Annotated in this window: 14 protein-coding genes; 8 read left to right on the top strand and 6 right to left on the bottom strand. The window is 68.9% G+C overall.

Annotation, left to right across the window (positions count from 1 at the left end; genetic code table 11):
• Nucleotides 1–1,149, top strand: coding sequence for an ABC transporter permease (locus MOX01_RS17070; RefSeq protein WP_141370711.1), 1,149 nt, complete (start codon nucleotides 1–3; stop codon nucleotides 1,147–1,149).
• Nucleotides 1,149–3,395 carry an exo-beta-d-1,3/1,6-glucosidase gene (locus MOX01_RS17065; protein ID WP_141370709.1) on the top strand — a complete coding sequence of 749 codons (2,247 nt, stop codon included), beginning with the start codon at nucleotides 1,149–1,151 and terminating at the stop codon, nucleotides 3,393–3,395. The genes MOX01_RS17070 and MOX01_RS17065 overlap by 1 nt, the downstream gene beginning before the upstream one ends.
• Before the next feature lie 111 nt (nucleotides 3,396–3,506).
• On the opposite strand, the gene soxR is transcribed toward MOX01_RS17065, so the two are convergent.
• Complete coding sequence (gene soxR, locus MOX01_RS17060) at nucleotides 3,507–3,956, bottom strand: redox-sensitive transcriptional activator SoxR (RefSeq protein ID WP_082108542.1); 450 nt, start codon at nucleotides 3,954–3,956, stop codon at nucleotides 3,507–3,509.
• Nucleotides 3,957–4,075: 119 nt separating this feature from the next.
• Between soxR and fdxA the strand changes: the two genes are divergently transcribed.
• The 4 genes from fdxA to MOX01_RS17040 are packed head-to-tail and all read left to right on the top strand — an operon-like array spanning nucleotide 4,076 to nucleotide 6,945.
• Nucleotides 4,076–4,402: a ferredoxin gene (gene fdxA, locus MOX01_RS17055; protein WP_046746806.1), complete on the top strand. Its 327-nt coding sequence runs from the start codon at nucleotides 4,076–4,078 to the stop codon at nucleotides 4,400–4,402.
• Nucleotides 4,399–5,772 carry an FAD-dependent oxidoreductase gene (locus tag MOX01_RS17050; protein ID WP_141370707.1) on the top strand — a complete coding sequence of 458 codons (1,374 nt, stop codon included), beginning with the start codon at nucleotides 4,399–4,401 and terminating at the stop codon, nucleotides 5,770–5,772. Before fdxA ends, MOX01_RS17050 begins: the two co-directional genes overlap by 4 nt.
• Complete coding sequence (locus tag MOX01_RS17045; protein WP_046746807.1) at nucleotides 5,769–6,278, top strand: flavin reductase family protein; 510 nt, start codon at nucleotides 5,769–5,771, stop codon at nucleotides 6,276–6,278. Before MOX01_RS17050 ends, MOX01_RS17045 begins: the two co-directional genes overlap by 4 nt.
• A gap of 37 nt (nucleotides 6,279–6,315) precedes the next feature.
• Complete coding sequence (locus tag MOX01_RS17040; RefSeq protein ID WP_058631605.1) at nucleotides 6,316–6,945, top strand: superoxide dismutase; 630 nt, start codon at nucleotides 6,316–6,318, stop codon at nucleotides 6,943–6,945.
• Nucleotides 6,946–6,969: 24 nt separating this feature from the next.
• On the opposite strand, the gene MOX01_RS17035 is transcribed toward MOX01_RS17040, so the two are convergent.
• Complete coding sequence (locus MOX01_RS17035; protein WP_141370705.1) at nucleotides 6,970–7,977, bottom strand: LacI family DNA-binding transcriptional regulator; 1,008 nt, start codon at nucleotides 7,975–7,977, stop codon at nucleotides 6,970–6,972.
• 81 nt (nucleotides 7,978–8,058) lie between these two features.
• Nucleotides 8,059–9,729, bottom strand: coding sequence for a glycoside hydrolase family 13 protein (locus tag MOX01_RS17030; protein ID WP_141370703.1), 1,671 nt, complete (start codon nucleotides 9,727–9,729; stop codon nucleotides 8,059–8,061).
• Between the two features lie 226 nt (nucleotides 9,730–9,955).
• Between MOX01_RS17030 and MOX01_RS17025 the strand changes: the two genes are divergently transcribed.
• Complete coding sequence (locus MOX01_RS17025) at nucleotides 9,956–10,387, top strand: DUF1761 domain-containing protein (RefSeq protein WP_046746813.1); 432 nt, start codon at nucleotides 9,956–9,958, stop codon at nucleotides 10,385–10,387.
• 12 nt (nucleotides 10,388–10,399) lie between these two features.
• Here MOX01_RS17025 and MOX01_RS17020 read toward each other — a convergent pair whose 3' ends face one another.
• Nucleotides 10,400–11,296: an SDR family oxidoreductase gene (locus tag MOX01_RS17020; RefSeq protein WP_141370701.1), complete on the bottom strand. Its 897-nt coding sequence runs from the start codon at nucleotides 11,294–11,296 to the stop codon at nucleotides 10,400–10,402.
• Nucleotides 11,297–11,537: 241 nt separating this feature from the next.
• On the opposite strand from MOX01_RS17020, the gene MOX01_RS17015 reads away from it, so the two are divergent.
• Nucleotides 11,538–12,800, top strand: coding sequence for a hypothetical protein (locus tag MOX01_RS17015; protein WP_046746815.1), 1,263 nt, complete (start codon nucleotides 11,538–11,540; stop codon nucleotides 12,798–12,800).
• 57 nt (nucleotides 12,801–12,857) lie between these two features.
• Here MOX01_RS17015 and purQ read toward each other — a convergent pair whose 3' ends face one another.
• Entirely contained in the window at nucleotides 12,858–13,565 is a 708-nt protein-coding gene (gene purQ / locus MOX01_RS17010) for a phosphoribosylformylglycinamidine synthase subunit PurQ (RefSeq protein ID WP_141370699.1), read from the bottom strand.
• Nucleotides 13,562–13,810 (bottom strand): phosphoribosylformylglycinamidine synthase subunit PurS, encoded by a 249-nt coding sequence (gene purS / locus MOX01_RS17005; protein WP_017831295.1) that lies wholly within the window; start codon nucleotides 13,808–13,810, stop codon nucleotides 13,562–13,564. The genes purQ and purS overlap by 4 nt, the downstream gene beginning before the upstream one ends.
• Between the last annotated feature and the right edge of the window lie 78 nt (nucleotides 13,811–13,888).

The following is a 13,888-nucleotide window of genomic DNA, read 5'->3' as shown; positions in this document are numbered from 1 at the left end:
ATGACCGTTCCCACCACTGCAGCGACCACAGCGCCCGACGGATCGGCCGTCGTCTCCGGCATGCCCGAGACCGCCACGCTGCGCACCCCGTCGACGGGAGCGCCGCCGCGCAAGACGTTCTGGTCGCAGCTCGCGCAGGCGTTCGCGATGTTCCGCAACCCCAAGTCGATCGCCGGGCTCATCATCCTCGGGGTGTTCGTGCTCATCGCGATCCTCGCTCCGTGGATCGCCCCGTACGGGCCGACCCAGAAGGACCGCACGGCGCTGCGTCAGCCGCCCTCCTGGGAGCACTGGCTGGGCACGACGCACATGGGCGAAGACGTGCTGAGCCAGATCATCTACGGCACCCGCGGTGTGATCGTCGTCGGATTCCTCGCGGCCTTCATCGCCACGATCATCGCGATCACGATCGGTGTGATCGCCGGCTACGTGCGCGGCTGGAAGAGCGAGTCGTTGTCGGCGCTGACCAACGTGTTCCTGGTGATCCCCGGCATCCCGTTGATCATCATCATCGCCTCGCAGTTCGAGAACCCGCCGCTGATCGTGATCGCCGCGGTGCTGGGGATAACCGGGTGGGCGTGGGGCGCCCGCGTGCTGCGCGCGCAGACCATGTCGCTGCGCAACCGCGACTTCATCCAGGCCGCGCGCGCGAACGGCGAGCCGCTGCGCCGCATCATCACGGTCGAGATGCTCCCGAACCTCATGGCGCTCATCGCCTCGAGCTTCGTCGGGACCGTGACGGCGGCCATCCTCGGTCTCACGACGCTGGCCTTCATCGGGGTGATCCCGGTGAGCAACCTCAACTGGGGGACCATCCTGTTCTGGGCGCAGCAGAACGGTGCGTTCCCGCGACTGTGGTGGTGGTACGTGCCGGCCGGGCTCTGCATCGCGATCATCGGCGTCGCGCTCTCGCTCATCAACTTCGGCATCGACGAGTACGTCAACCCGCGACTGCGCTCGGCGGGCGAGCGGGCCAGGGCGATGAAGCAGAAGGGGCTGAACGTGAACGACGCCGTCACCGCCGTCCGCAGCGTGCCCCTGCCGAAGAAGGCTCCCGATCCCGTAACGTCGGCGACCTCGTCCGACCCCTCCGGGCCCGGCGACGCCTCGACGACCCCGACACCGAACACGAACCAGAACACGAAGTGATGACCTCTCAGACTCTGACCACGCAGCTCCCGTACCAGGACCCCGCTCTCTCGATCCCCGAGCGCGTGGCCGACCTCCTCAGCCGCATGACGCTGGAGGAGAAGGTCGGGCAGATGCTTCAGCTCGACGCTCGCGACGACATCGACGACCACATCGCGCGGCGCCATGCGGGCTCGATCCTGCACACCTCGCCCGAGCGCATCCTGCGAGCGAACGAGCTCACGGCGCAGACCCGGCTCCGCATCCCGCTCCTGGTGGGGGAGGACTGCATCCACGGGCACTCGTTCTGGCCGGGGGCGACGATCTACCCGACGCAGCTCGGCATGGCCGCGTCGTGGGACTCCGCGCTCGTCGAACGCGTCGCCCGTGCGACGGCCGAGGAGGTCGCGGTCACCGGCATCCACTGGACGTTCTCGCCCGTGCTGTGCATCGCCCGCGATCTGCGCTGGGGTCGCATCGACGAGACCTTCGGTGAAGACCCGTTCCTGATCGGCGAACTGGCTTCGGCCATGGTGCGCGGCTATCAGGGTGACGGACTCGACGACCCCACGGCCATCCTCGCGACCGCCAAGCACTTCGCCGGGTACTCCGAGACCCAGGGCGGGCGCGACGCGAGCGAGGCCGACATCTCCCGCCGCAAGCTGCGCTCGTGGTTCCTGCCGCCGTTCGAGCGCGTCGCCCGCGAGGGCTGCCGCACGTTCATGCTCGGCTACCAGACCACTGACGGCGTGCCGATCACCACCAACGACTGGCTGCTCAGCGACGTGCTGCGCGGCGAGTGGGGCTACACCGGCACGCTCATCACCGACTGGGACAACGTCGGTCGCATGGTGTGGGAGCAGCGGATCCAGCCCGACATCACGCACGCGGCCGCGGCTGCCGTGCGGGCGGGGAACGACATGATCATGACCACGCCCGGCTTCTTCGAGGGAGCGCTGGATGCCGTGGCGAAGGGCATGCTCGCCGAGGACGCCTTCGACGCCGCCGCCGCCCGCATACTGACGCTGAAGTTCGAGCTGGGGCTCTTCGAGAACCCGCGCCTTCCTAGCACCGCGCTCGACACCGTGGTGGGCAGCGTGGAGCACGCGGAACTGAACCTCGAGGTCGCCCGCCGCTCGCTCGTGCTGCTCGAGAACGACGGCGTGCTGCCGCTCGACCCCGCGTCCGCGCTGAAGGTCGCGGTCACCGGCCCCCTCGCCGACGATGCGCAGACGCAGCTCGGCGACTGGGCCGGCGGCTCCGGTCAGGCGGGATGGCTCGACGGTCAGCCTCGCGAGATGATCACGACCGTGCTCGACGGCCTGCAGACGATCGACGGCTGGAGCGTCACCCACGCCCGCGGTGCCGACATCCTCACGCTCGAGGAAGACCCGCAGGGTCCGTTCTTCCCCGACAAGCAGCCGCGTCCGCCGGTGGTGAGGGCCTGCGAGCCCGACGCCGCTCTGATCGCGGAGGCCGTCTCGGCCGCATCCGACTCGGACGTCGTCGTGGCGGTCGTGGGCGATCGGATCGAGCTCGTCGGCGAGGGCCGCTCCACTGCGACCCTCGAGCTCATCGGCGGGCAGAACGCCTTGATCGATGCGCTCATCGCGACCGGGAAGCCCGTCGTGATCGTGCTGCTCGCCTCGAAGCCGCTCGTGCTCCCGGCGTCCGCATCGAAGGCGGCAGCGGTGATCTGGGCGGCGAACCCCGGCATGCAGGGTGGGCGCGCGCTGGCTGACATCATCTCCGGAGCTGCCGTACCGTCAGGGCGCCTGCCGATCTCGTTCGCGCGCCACGTGGGCCAGCAGCCGACGTACTACAACCAGATCCGCGGACAACACGGCGACCGCTACGCGGACCTCACGCAGTCGCCCGCCTGGGCGTTCGGAGAAGGTCTGTCGTACACCACCGTGGAGTACTCCGACCTCGTGCTGGAGGAGACCTCGCTGGCGGAGTCCGACACGATCGTCGGGCACGTCACGGTGTCGAACACGGGGGAACGGCCTGCACGCGAGACGGTGCAGGTCTACGTGCGCGACTCGGTGACGAGCGTGAGCTGGACCGACAAGGAGCTCAAGACCTTCCGTCAGGTCGACGTCGCCCCGGGGGAGTCCGTACGGGTGCGCCTGGAGCTGCCGGTGTCCGACTGCACGATCGTCGACGCCGCGGGCACGCGTCTGGTCGAGGCCGGCACGTTCGAGCTGCTGGTGGGCCCGAGCTCCCGCGACGAGGTGCTGCTCTCCGCGGACTTCGAGGTGCGCTGACCCGCTCCCTGTCGAGACCCACTCTCCTCGCCCAGACCCACTCCCGCCGGCGCATGCGGCGATGGGTCTCGGCGGCGGGAGTGGGTCTCGCGGCGTTCGCAGGCGAGTGGGTCAGTCCTGCAGGCGGTGCGGGCCGGCGCCCTGAGTGCCGAGCGCGTCGTCGGGGTTGAGCAGGCCGCAGGCCTTCATCGACAGGCAGCCGCAGCCGATGCATCCGGTGAGTTCGCGTTCGAGCCGTTCGATGCCTTCGCGGCGTTTCTCCAGCTCGCGCTTCCAACGTCGGGAGGCCCGCTGCCAGTCCTCGTGGCTCGGGGTCTCGGTCAGTGGCACGTCGGCGAAGGCCGTCTGCACGTCGGAGAGCGGGATGCCGAGGCGCTTCGCGACCGTGATGAGCGAGACGCGGCGCAGCATGTGCCGTGCATAGCGGCGCTGGTTGCCCGGCGTGCGCGTCGACGCGATGAGGCCGAGGCCCTCGTAGAAGTGCAGCGCGGAAGCGGCGACCCCCGTGCGTCGGGTCATCTCGCCGATCGTGAGCGGTTCGTCGGGTGCATGCGGACTCATCCGGCCGCCTTTCCTTCGATTTGACCTCAAGTGTACTTGAGGTTTTACGGTAGTCATGTGGCCCGGCAAGGGCTGATCGACCCGAACGAGGACAGCGTGACCCGAACGAAGACCCTGCGATGACCTATGTGATCGCCCTCCCGTGCGTCGATGTGAAGGACAAGGCCTGCATCGACGAGTGCCCTGTCGACTGCATCTACGAGGGCGAACGCTCGCTCTACATCCACCCCGACGAGTGTGTGGACTGCGGCGCCTGCGAGCCGGTGTGCCCGGTCGAGGCCATCTTCTACGAAGACGATCTGCCCGATGAGTGGCAGGACTATTACAAGGCCAACGTCGAGTTCTTCGACGAGATCGGGTCTCCCGGCGGTGCCGCGAAGACGGGCACGCTGACGTTCGATCACCCGATCATCGCCGCGCTCGCGCCCCAGGGGGAGCACGCATGACCGCCGCCGGATCACCCGCCGTGGAGCCGCGCATCGCCATCGTGGGGGCGGGCCCTGCGGGCATCTACGCCGCCGACATCCTGCTCGACCGTGTCCCCACCGCAGCGATCGACCTGTTCGAGAAGCTCCCGGCGCCGTACGGTCTCGTCCGCTACGGCGTCGCGCCCGACCATCCCCGCATCCGGAAGATCACCGACGCCCTGCACGAGGTGCTCGTGAACCCACGCATCCGGTTGCGGTGCAACGTCGAGATCGGCCGTGACGTCGAGATCGACGAGCTGCGTGCCGCATACGACGGAGTGATCGTGGCGACGGGTGCCGACCTCGACGTCGCTCTCGACATCCCCGGCATAGATCTCCCCGGCTCGTTCGGCGCCGCCGACTTCGTGGCCTGGTACGACGGGCACCCCGATGCACCGCGCACCTGGCCGCTCGCCGCCGAGTCGGTCGCCGTGCTCGGGGCCGGCAACGTGGCGCTGGATGTCACGAGGATCCTGGCCAAGCACGCCTCGGCGCTGACCCACACCGACACCCCTGATGCCGTGCTCGACCAGCTCGTGGCCAGCCCGTTGCGCGATGTGCACCTCTTCGCTCGGCGAGGACCGGCCGACGTGCGCTTCTCGGCCATGGAGTTGCGCGAGCTCGCCGAGCAGGACGACGTCGATGTGATCGTCGACCCCGAAGAACTCGCTCTCGACGAGCACGCCGAGCGGATGGTCGCGCAGTTCTCGCAGCGGCGCATCATCGTGCGCACCATGACCGAATGGGCCGCCGTCGACCCCGCGACGCGCACGGCCTCGCGCCGCATACACCTGCACCTGCGGCAACGCCCGGTGCGGCTGCTGGGGACCGACTCCGTGACCGGCATCGAGATGGAGCGCACCGCGTCAGACGAGCTCGGTCGCATGGTCGGCACCGGCGAGCTGCTGCGCTACGACGTCGGAGCGGTCTACCGTGCCGTGGGATATCGATCGACGCCCGTGCCTGGGATGCCGTTCGACACTACGCTCGGAGTCGTGCCGCACATCGAAGGTCGAGTCGTCGACGCGGAGGGCGTCCCGATCCCCCGGCTGTACGCCACGGGCTGGATCAAGCGCGGGCCGGTCGGACTCATCGGCTCGACCAAGTCGGACGCCGCGCAGACCATCGGCCACGTCGTCGACGACCTCGGATCGGTCGAGCTGGAAGCGCGTGACGACGATCCGATCGCCCACCTGTCGCACGCGGTCGACCTCGATGGCTGGCTGCGGATCGATGCCGCGGAGCGTGGGGCGGGAGCAGCCCGTGGCCGTGAGCGGACGAAGATCGTCGAGCGCGAGGAGATGCTGACGCATGCGAAGCAGGAACAGATGATGGAGGCCGGTCGATGACCGCGACACCCGTGCCCACCCCGATCGGCGAAGGGCTCAAGGCCGCGTTCCGCACGCATCCCGCCGGCGTCGCGATCATCACCGCGAGCACTCCGGACGGGCCGGTCGGCCTCACGGCGTCGAGCGTCGCCTCGGTGGCGGTCGACCCCGCGGCGATCGTGTTCTCCGTGACCAGGGCGACGGGGTCCGCGGGAGCGATCCTCGGAGCGGACACCTTCGTGGTGCATCTGATCGACGACGAGCACTCCGACCTCGCGCAGAGCTTCGCGGTCAGCGGCTCCGAGCGCTTCACCCCCGAGCAGGGGTGGGCGACGCTGCCGACCGGAGAACCGCACCTCCCCGAGGCCAGGGCGGCGCTGCGGTGTCGCACCATCGAGACCGTCGCAGTGGGGTCGTCGACCGTGGTCATCGCCGAGGTCATCGAGGTGCTGCCCGGTCCGTCCGGGCGTCCTCTGGTCTACCTCGACCGCCGATTCCACTCGCTCCCGCACGACCCCGAGCACTGATCCGCACCCACCGATAGCACCATCGAAAGGAAGCACAATGTCCACTCTCTACACGCTCCCCGAGCTCCCGTACGACTACTCCGCGCTCGAGCCGCACATCTCCGGCAAGATCATGGAGCTGCACCACTCCAAGCACCACCAGGCGTACGTGACCGGCGCGAACACCGCGCTCGAGCAGCTCGCCACCGCACGCAGCGCCGGCGACCTCGCGAACGTCAACAAGCTCGAGAAGGACCTCGCGTTCAACCTCGGCGGCCACATCAACCACTCCGTCTTCTGGCAGAACCTCTCGCCCGAGGGCGGCGGCGCTCCGGAGGGCGAGCTCGAGGCCGCGCTCGTCGACGCATTCGGATCGATCGATGCGTTCCGGGCGCACTTCACCGCGACCGCGCTCGGTGTGCAGGGATCGGGCTGGGCCGTGCTCGCCTGGGACAGCGTGGGCGCCCGCCCCGTGATCTTCCAGCTGTTCGACCAGCAGGGGAACGCACCGCTCGGCGTGACGCCGCTGCTGCAGCTCGACGTCTGGGAGCACGCCTACTACCTCGACTACCTCAACGTGCGCGCCGACTACGTCAAGGCGTTCTGGAACCTCGTGAACTGGCCTGACGTGCAGCGCCGCTTCGAGGCTGCTCGCACGGCGACCGAGGGCCTCATCGTCGCGAGCTGATCGGTGACGACGGCTCGCCTCGACCTACAGGAGGCGGGCCGTCGTCCCGCGCACGTTCAGCTCGTACGGAAGTGCAGACGGGATGTGCACGGCATCCGGGGTGGCGAGCTTGGCAAGCACCGCATCCGCTGCCCGCTCGCCCTGCCCGAGCGGGAACTGATCGACCGTGGTCAGGCGGAAGAACTCGCCGAGCTCATGGCCGTCGATGCCCACGATCGACAACTCCTCCGGCACGCTGAAGCCGAGGTCGCGGGCAGCGAGCAGTGCTCCGATGGCCATCTCATCCGACGCCGCGAATACCGCGGTCGGGCGGGGGCCCGGCCTGCCGAGCAGCTGCTTCGCCGCCCGGTAGCCGCCCTCCACCGTGAAGTCGGCTGGTTCGAGGAAGGCTTGGTTCAGGGGGATCCCTGCCGTGGCGAGTGCCTTCTCGAAGCCCAGACGGCGGTTGGTCGGGATGTGGAAGTCGATGTCGAACTCGGGGTTGGCTCCGATGTGCGCGATGTCGGTGTGGCCGAGGCTGATCAGGTGCTCGGTGGCCAACTGCGCGACGGCGACGTCATCGACGGTCATGGTGTCGAGCTTCGGGTTCGGACCACCGATCGCGATCACGGGGAGTCCGAGGTCGAGCAGGTACTGCGTCTCGTCCTCGTCGAGCTCGATCGACACCGCGATCACGGCGTCCACGCGCTGCCGTCGCAGGAAGGTGTCGAACACGTGTCGGCGCACGTCCTTGTCGGCGGTGATGTTGTACAGCGTGATGTCGTAGCCCTCGCGCATCAGCGCGGCCGAGACGCCGGAGAGCACCGTGCTGAAGAACCACCGGTCGAGGAACGGGACGATGACCCCGACGTTGCGGGTGCGACCCGATGCCAGGCTCGACGCACGGGACGACACCACGTAGCCGAGAGTCTGCGCTGCGGCCTGCACCCTCTCCTTCGCGGATTCGGACACGTGGCCGCGACCGCTCAGTGCGCGCGAGACGGTCGCGGTGGAGACTCCGGCGAGCCGGGCGACCTCATCGATGCTGGCCATGGTTCCTCTGTCGAAAAGCTCCGGTCGCGGTGTGTGTCGCTTCACGCAGGCGTGGGCGACGACAACCGCGACCGGAGGGTGTCAGGCGTGGGTCGCGGTGGTGTACCAGACGGCCGTGTCGACCGGGATCGCGGCTCCTTCGAAGGGCTGGCTCTGCAGCAACACCAAGACGTCTGCCGGCAGCTCGACGGGGGCGGTACCGAGGTTCGCGACCACGTGCACGTCACCACGGCGGAACGCGACCGCCTCGGGACCGGCGTCCTCCCACACCAGAGAGCCGCTGCCGAAGCCGTGCTCACGCCGTCCGGCCAGCAGGCGCTTGTACAGCGCGAGCGTCGACGCCGGGTCGACCTCTTCCACGTCGCGCGCGTAGGTCGCCCAGTCGGCGGGCTGGGGAAGCCACGACAGTCCGGTGTCGTTGAAGCCGAAGGCCGGAGCCTCTGCGTTCCAGGGCAGCGGCACGCGGCATCCGTCACGTCCGTAGCGTGCGCCGTTCGTGCGGAACCACGTCGGGTCCTGACGGTACTCGTCCGGGATCTCCATCGCCTCGGGCAGCCCGAGCTCTTCGCCCTGGTAGAGGTAGGAGGAACCGGGCAGAGCCAGCATCAGGGTCGTCGCAGCGCGAGCGCGAGCCAGTCCGGTCGCGGTGTCCGGCTTGTCAGGGGTGTTCGGTCCGATGCCCTCGCCCTGGGGGTTGTCGGAGGTGAGTGCGAGGCGCGTCGCGTGGCGCACCACATCGTGGTTCGACAGCACCCACGTGCTCGGGGCGCCGACCTCACCGAACGCGTCCAGCGACTCGCGGATCACGTCGCCGAGCTTCTTCGCGTCCCACTCCGTCATCAGGTACGGGAAGTTGAAGGTCTGGTGCATCTCGTCCGGGCGCACCCAGAGCGCGGTCTGCTTGAGGGTGGGCATCCAGGCCTCGCCGCACAGGGCGCGGTCGCCGTCGTACTCGGCGAGCACCTTGTGCCAGTCGCGGTAGATCTCGTGCACGCCGTCCTGGCCCCAGTACGGCACGTTCGACTCGCCGCCGCCCATGGAGTCCGCGTCGGTCGGGGGCGTGTAGTCGGGCAGGCCCTCGGTCTTGATCATGCCGTGGGCCACGTCCACACGGAAGCCGTCGACACCACGGTCGAGCCAGAAGCGCAGGATCGAGCGGAAATCCTCCTGCACCTCCTCGTTGTTCCAGTCGAAGTCGGGCTGCGTCGCGTCGAAGATGTGCAGGTACCACTGGCCGGGGGTTCCGTCGGCCTCGGTCACGCGCTGCCACATGCCGCCGCCGAACACCGACTCCCAGTTGTTCGGCGGGAGCTCGCCGTTCTCGCCCTTGCCGTCGCGGAAGATGTAGCGCGCGCGCTCGGGGCTGCCAGGTGCGGCCTTCAGTGCCTCCTGGAACCAGGGGTGCTGGTCGGACGAGTGGTTGGGGACGAGGTCGACGATCACGCGGATGCCGCGGGCGTGCGCAGCCTCGAGCATGTCGTCGAAGTCGCCCAGCGTGCCGAACAGCGGGTCGACGTCGCGGTAGTCGGCCACGTCGTAGCCGGCGTCGCGCTGCGGGCTCGTCATGAAAGGACTGAGCCAGATCGCGTCGACGCCGAGCTCCTGCAGGGCATCGAGCCGGCTCGTGATGCCCGGCAGGTCGCCGATGCCGTCGCCCGAGGCGTCCGCGAAGGAGCGGGGGTAGATCTGGTAGATGACGGCGCTGCGCCACCACTCGGAACCGGGGGCTGCGATCTGCTCAAGCTGTGCCATGGGAACAGGCTAGTGCAAACGCTTACATTCATGCCAGGGCGGGGATCGAATCGGTTCGGCGTGCCCGACTTCCCCGGATCGCCCTGGCCGTTTGCATGACCGTTCCCCGCGTGCATGAGCGTCCCGGCTGTCCGAGTCATGCATCCGTCACAGGATCATGCAGGTGCCACCCGCACTTCCGCCCGCCCCGGGAGTATCGTGAGGCATCCGACGAGTGGAGGCTGTCATGGTTCCCGAGATCAACTACTGGGCGGTCCTGCTGGCCACCGCATCGAGCATGGTCGTCGGCTCGATCTGGTACGCGCCGAAGGTGTTCGGCACACGCTGGTCGAAGCTCGCGAACGTCGACATGGACCGGCCTGCCGCGACGGCGGTGTGGCCCATCGTCACCACCGTCATCGTGAGCTTCATCACGGCCTGGGTCCTCGCCGGTGCCTCGTCGATCGCCTGGCACTTCTACGGCGGATCCTTCTTCTGGGGAACGATCGTCACCGCGGTCACGCTGTGGGCCGGGTTCACGGCCGCACGCTTCATCACCCATGACGCTTTCGAGGGGCGATCGACCCGACTCACCACGCTCAACATCGCGCATGAGCTGGTCACGGTCGTGGTCATGGCACTGCTCATCGGCGTGTGGCCGCCGGCCCTCGCCTCCTGATCGCCCTGAGCGTCACGGGGTCGGCATGCCGCCGTTCACGTTCAAGGTCTCCCCGGCCACGTAGCTCGACTCCGCCGAGGCGAGGAACACGTATGCGGGAGCGAGCTCGGCCGGCTGTCCCATGCGCCCGAGGGGTGTGTCCTTCCCGAACTCGGGGAGCTTGTCCTTCGGCTGTCCGTCGCTGGGCTGCAGGGGCGTCCAGATCGGCCCCGGTGCTACGGCGTTCACGCGGATGCCCTTCGGCGCGAGCTGTTCCGCGAGGCCCTTGGAGAAGGCGTTGATCGTGGCCTTCGTCGAGGCGTAGTCCACCAGGATGCCGGAGGGCGAGTAGGCCTGGATCGACGTGGTGTTGATGATCGTCGAGCCCGCGGGGAGATGAGGCAGGGCCGCCTTGGTGATCCAGAACATCGCGTAGACGTTGGTCTTGAAGGTGTCGTCGAACTGCTCGTCCGTGATGTCGGTCAGCGACTCCTGATACACCTGCTTGCCGCCGTTGTTGACGACGACGTCGAGGCCGCCCAGCTTCTCGACCGCCTCGGCGACGAGGGCACGGCAGTACTCCGGGTCGCGCAGGTCGCCGGGGATGGTGGCGACCGTCGCGCCGGCCTCCCGCAGGATCTCGGCGATCCGGCTCGCGTCCTCTTCCTCCTGCGGCAGGTACGAGATCGCGACATCGGCGCCCTCACGGGCGAACGCGATCGCGGTGGCAGCGCCGATGCCGGAGTCGCCGCCCGTGATCAGGGCCTTGCGTCCGGTCAGGCGCCCGGTGCCGCGGTAGGACTCCTCGCCCAGGTCGGCGCGCGGGGTGAGATCCGCGTCGAGTCCCGGCTCCGGCATGTGCTGCTTCCGCGGTTGGATGTCGGAGTAGAGCGCGGACGGGTCGGTGAAGGTGTACTGGTCGCGGGACATGGGCGATCCTTTCGAGGCTGTTCGGGGGCGGGGTGACCATGCTGAGCGCCGGGCCTGGATCGCGCAAACGCCTTGCACGGGGATGCCCCGTGCGCTACGAGAGGCGCGGCATCGTCATCCCGTGGCGAAGTGTGGCCGAAAGGCACTTCACCGATCGACTGCTGTCATGACAGGCTTCGCATCGTCCCCCGTGTCACCCGTGCGTCCCGCCCGCGGGGGCTGTCGCCTTCGAGAGGTCACGATGTCCGGTTCTGCCCGCCGATCCGCCCCCTGGGTGACCGTCGCCGCGCTCGTCGTCGGCGCCGTGCTCGTGGGTGCTGCGCCTGCGGTGTCGGATGCCTTCGCGGCGCGAGCCGACACCCCGGCGGACCCGGTCGCGGACCCGGCAGCCTCGGTCGCGCTGGCGTACGAGTTCCTGGACGCGCGCACCGACGAGTTCTGCGACGGGGATGGCCGCTGTCTGCCGCGCAGCTACGAGGGTGGCTTCTTCACGACTCCGACCTGGGATTTCACGCCCTCCTTCGTCTACGACGACGCCCTCGTGATCATCGCCTACACCGCCCGCGGCCTTCCGGACGACCTCCGGCGCGCACGGGCGATCGGCGACGCCCTCCTCTTCGTGCAGGAGAACGATCCGATCGGCGACGGGCGCACCAGAGCGTCGTACGAGCCGCACGGCATCCGTCAGGGGCGGGTGGAGATCACGGGAGCCGGCGCCTTCACCGGAAACCAGGCCTGGGTCGGGCTGGCCCTCGCCCGTCTCGCACACGCGACAGGGGACTCCCGATATCTCGACGGCGCGGTTCGGATCGGTGAATGGATCCAGGACCACACGGCGGACATGACCAGGGCGCCCTACGGCTACACCGGCGGTCAGCTCGAAGACGGCACTTCGCTGACGTGGAAGTCCACCGAGCACAACAGCGACATCGCCGGTTTCTTCACCCAGCTCGGCCAGCTCACCGGCGCCCGGGTCTGGACGGATCGGGCGGCGGTCGCCGCGGACTTCGTCGCCGCCATGCAGAGCGCAGACGGCCACGTGAACACCGGCACGGGCCTGGACGGCTCGACGATCAACACCCGTCCGATCCCGCTGGACGCCCAGACCTGGAGCTCCCTCGCCACGGGCGACCCACGCTACGGTGCGGCGCTCGACTGGACGCTCGCCAACCTGCTGGCAACAGATGGTCCCTACACGGGGCCGTCGATCAGTGAGGTCGATACGTCCAAGGCGTGGTTCGAGGGCAGTGGACACCTCGCGCTCGCACTCACGCTGCGTGACGGCGACGGCGACGCCGACCGTGCTGAGACGCTTCTGAGCAGTATCCGGCTTGCGCAGCGCGATGCACCGAACGGCGATGGCAAGGGGATCGTCGCCACGTCGAGCGACGGCCTCGACTCCGGTTTCGGTGACCTGTACTACGCCAGCCTGCACACCGGCGCGACCGCCTGGTACCTGCTCGCAGCGGTCGGCGACAACCCGTTCGCCCTTCCGGTCGACTGAACAGACCGACCTGAACCGGTCGGCGGCGTCGAGTCGGTCCGATTCGCGGTACGGAGGCTAGGCGGCGACGCGGGCGACCGCGGCGATCGCGCTCGTGAAGAAGTCGACACCGTCGACTCCGCTGCGCATCGCGGCCGCGGTGTCGGGACCGAAGCCGGCCTCGGTGGCGTGCTCGGGGTGCGGCATCAGGCCGACGACGTTGCCCGCTGCGTTGGTGAGGCCGGCGATGTCGCGCAGTGATCCGTTCGGGTTGACCCCGGCGTAGCGGAACGCCACCAGACCATCGCCCTCGATGCGATCGAGCGTCTGCTCGTCGGCGATGTAGCCGCCGTCGGCGTTCTTCAGCGGGATCACGATCTCCTGACCGGTGCGGAACGCACTGGTCCACGCGGTGTCGGAGTTCTCGACCGTGAGCTTCTGGTCGCGCCGCACGAAGTGCTGGTGGTTGTTGCGGATCAGGCCGCCCGGCAGCAGGTGCGCCTCGACCAGCATCTGGAAGCCGTTGCAGATGCCGAGCACGGGCATGCCCTTGGCCGCAGCATCCTTGACCTCGCTCATGATCGGCGAGAGCGCGGCGATCGCGCCGGCGCGGAGGTAGTCGCCGTAGCTGAAACCACCCGGCAGGACGAGCGCGTCGACGCCTTCGAGGTCATGCGATCCGTGCCACAGGGCGACGGGCTCGGCGCCGGCGATGCGGACGGCGCGCTGTGCGTCGCGGTCGTCGAGCGAGCCCGGGAAGGTGATGACGCCGATGCGGACGGTCACTCCGCGACCTCGATGCCGACGACGTCCTCGATCACGGAGTTGGAGAGCACCTCGTCGGCGATGCGCTTGGCCTCAGCGAGAACCTCGTCGGTGACCTCGCCCTCGACGGTGAGCTCGAAACGCTTGCCGATGCGGACGTCGGTGAAGCCCTCGACGCCGAGACGGGCGAAGGCGCCGGAGACGGCTTTGCCCTGCGGGTCGAGCAGTTCGGGCTTGGGCATGACGTCGACGACGATGGTGGGCATGACGGCTCCAAGAGTCGCGGGCGGAGGGGTGCACCCAGTCTACTGCCCTCGCCGCATCCGCTCGGCGCCGTGGAGGAG

It is taken from the genome of Microbacterium oxydans (assembly GCF_006540085.1).
Taxonomy (GTDB): Bacteria; Actinomycetota; Actinomycetes; order Actinomycetales; family Microbacteriaceae; genus Microbacterium; species Microbacterium oxydans.
Note: the sequence above shows the minus strand (reverse complement) of the source record. Positions and strands in the feature narration are given on the sequence as shown.

Excerpts from the sequence above, each read along its gene's own strand:
- MOX01_RS17070 (WP_141370711.1), top strand. The coding sequence starts at position 1 with ATGACCGTTCCCACCACTGCAGCGACCACAGCGCCCGACGGATCGGCC.
- MOX01_RS17065 (WP_141370709.1), top strand. The coding sequence starts at position 1,149 with ATGACCTCTCAGACTCTGACCACGCAGCTCCCGTACCAGGACCCCGCT.
- soxR (WP_082108542.1), bottom strand. The coding sequence starts at position 3,956 with ATGAGTCCGCATGCACCCGACGAACCGCTCACGATCGGCGAGATGACC.
- fdxA (WP_046746806.1), top strand. The coding sequence starts at position 4,076 with ATGACCTATGTGATCGCCCTCCCGTGCGTCGATGTGAAGGACAAGGCC.
- MOX01_RS17050 (WP_141370707.1), top strand. The coding sequence starts at position 4,399 with ATGACCGCCGCCGGATCACCCGCCGTGGAGCCGCGCATCGCCATCGTG.
- MOX01_RS17045 (WP_046746807.1), top strand. The coding sequence starts at position 5,769 with ATGACCGCGACACCCGTGCCCACCCCGATCGGCGAAGGGCTCAAGGCC.
- MOX01_RS17040 (WP_058631605.1), top strand. The coding sequence starts at position 6,316 with ATGTCCACTCTCTACACGCTCCCCGAGCTCCCGTACGACTACTCCGCG.
- MOX01_RS17035 (WP_141370705.1), bottom strand. The coding sequence starts at position 7,977 with ATGGCCAGCATCGATGAGGTCGCCCGGCTCGCCGGAGTCTCCACCGCG.
- MOX01_RS17030 (WP_141370703.1), bottom strand. The coding sequence starts at position 9,729 with ATGGCACAGCTTGAGCAGATCGCAGCCCCCGGTTCCGAGTGGTGGCGC.
- MOX01_RS17025 (WP_046746813.1), top strand. The coding sequence starts at position 9,956 with ATGGTTCCCGAGATCAACTACTGGGCGGTCCTGCTGGCCACCGCATCG.
- MOX01_RS17020 (WP_141370701.1), bottom strand. The coding sequence starts at position 11,296 with ATGTCCCGCGACCAGTACACCTTCACCGACCCGTCCGCGCTCTACTCC.
- MOX01_RS17015 (WP_046746815.1), top strand. The coding sequence starts at position 11,538 with ATGTCCGGTTCTGCCCGCCGATCCGCCCCCTGGGTGACCGTCGCCGCG.
- purS (WP_017831295.1), bottom strand. The coding sequence starts at position 13,810 with ATGCCCACCATCGTCGTCGACGTCATGCCCAAGCCCGAACTGCTCGAC.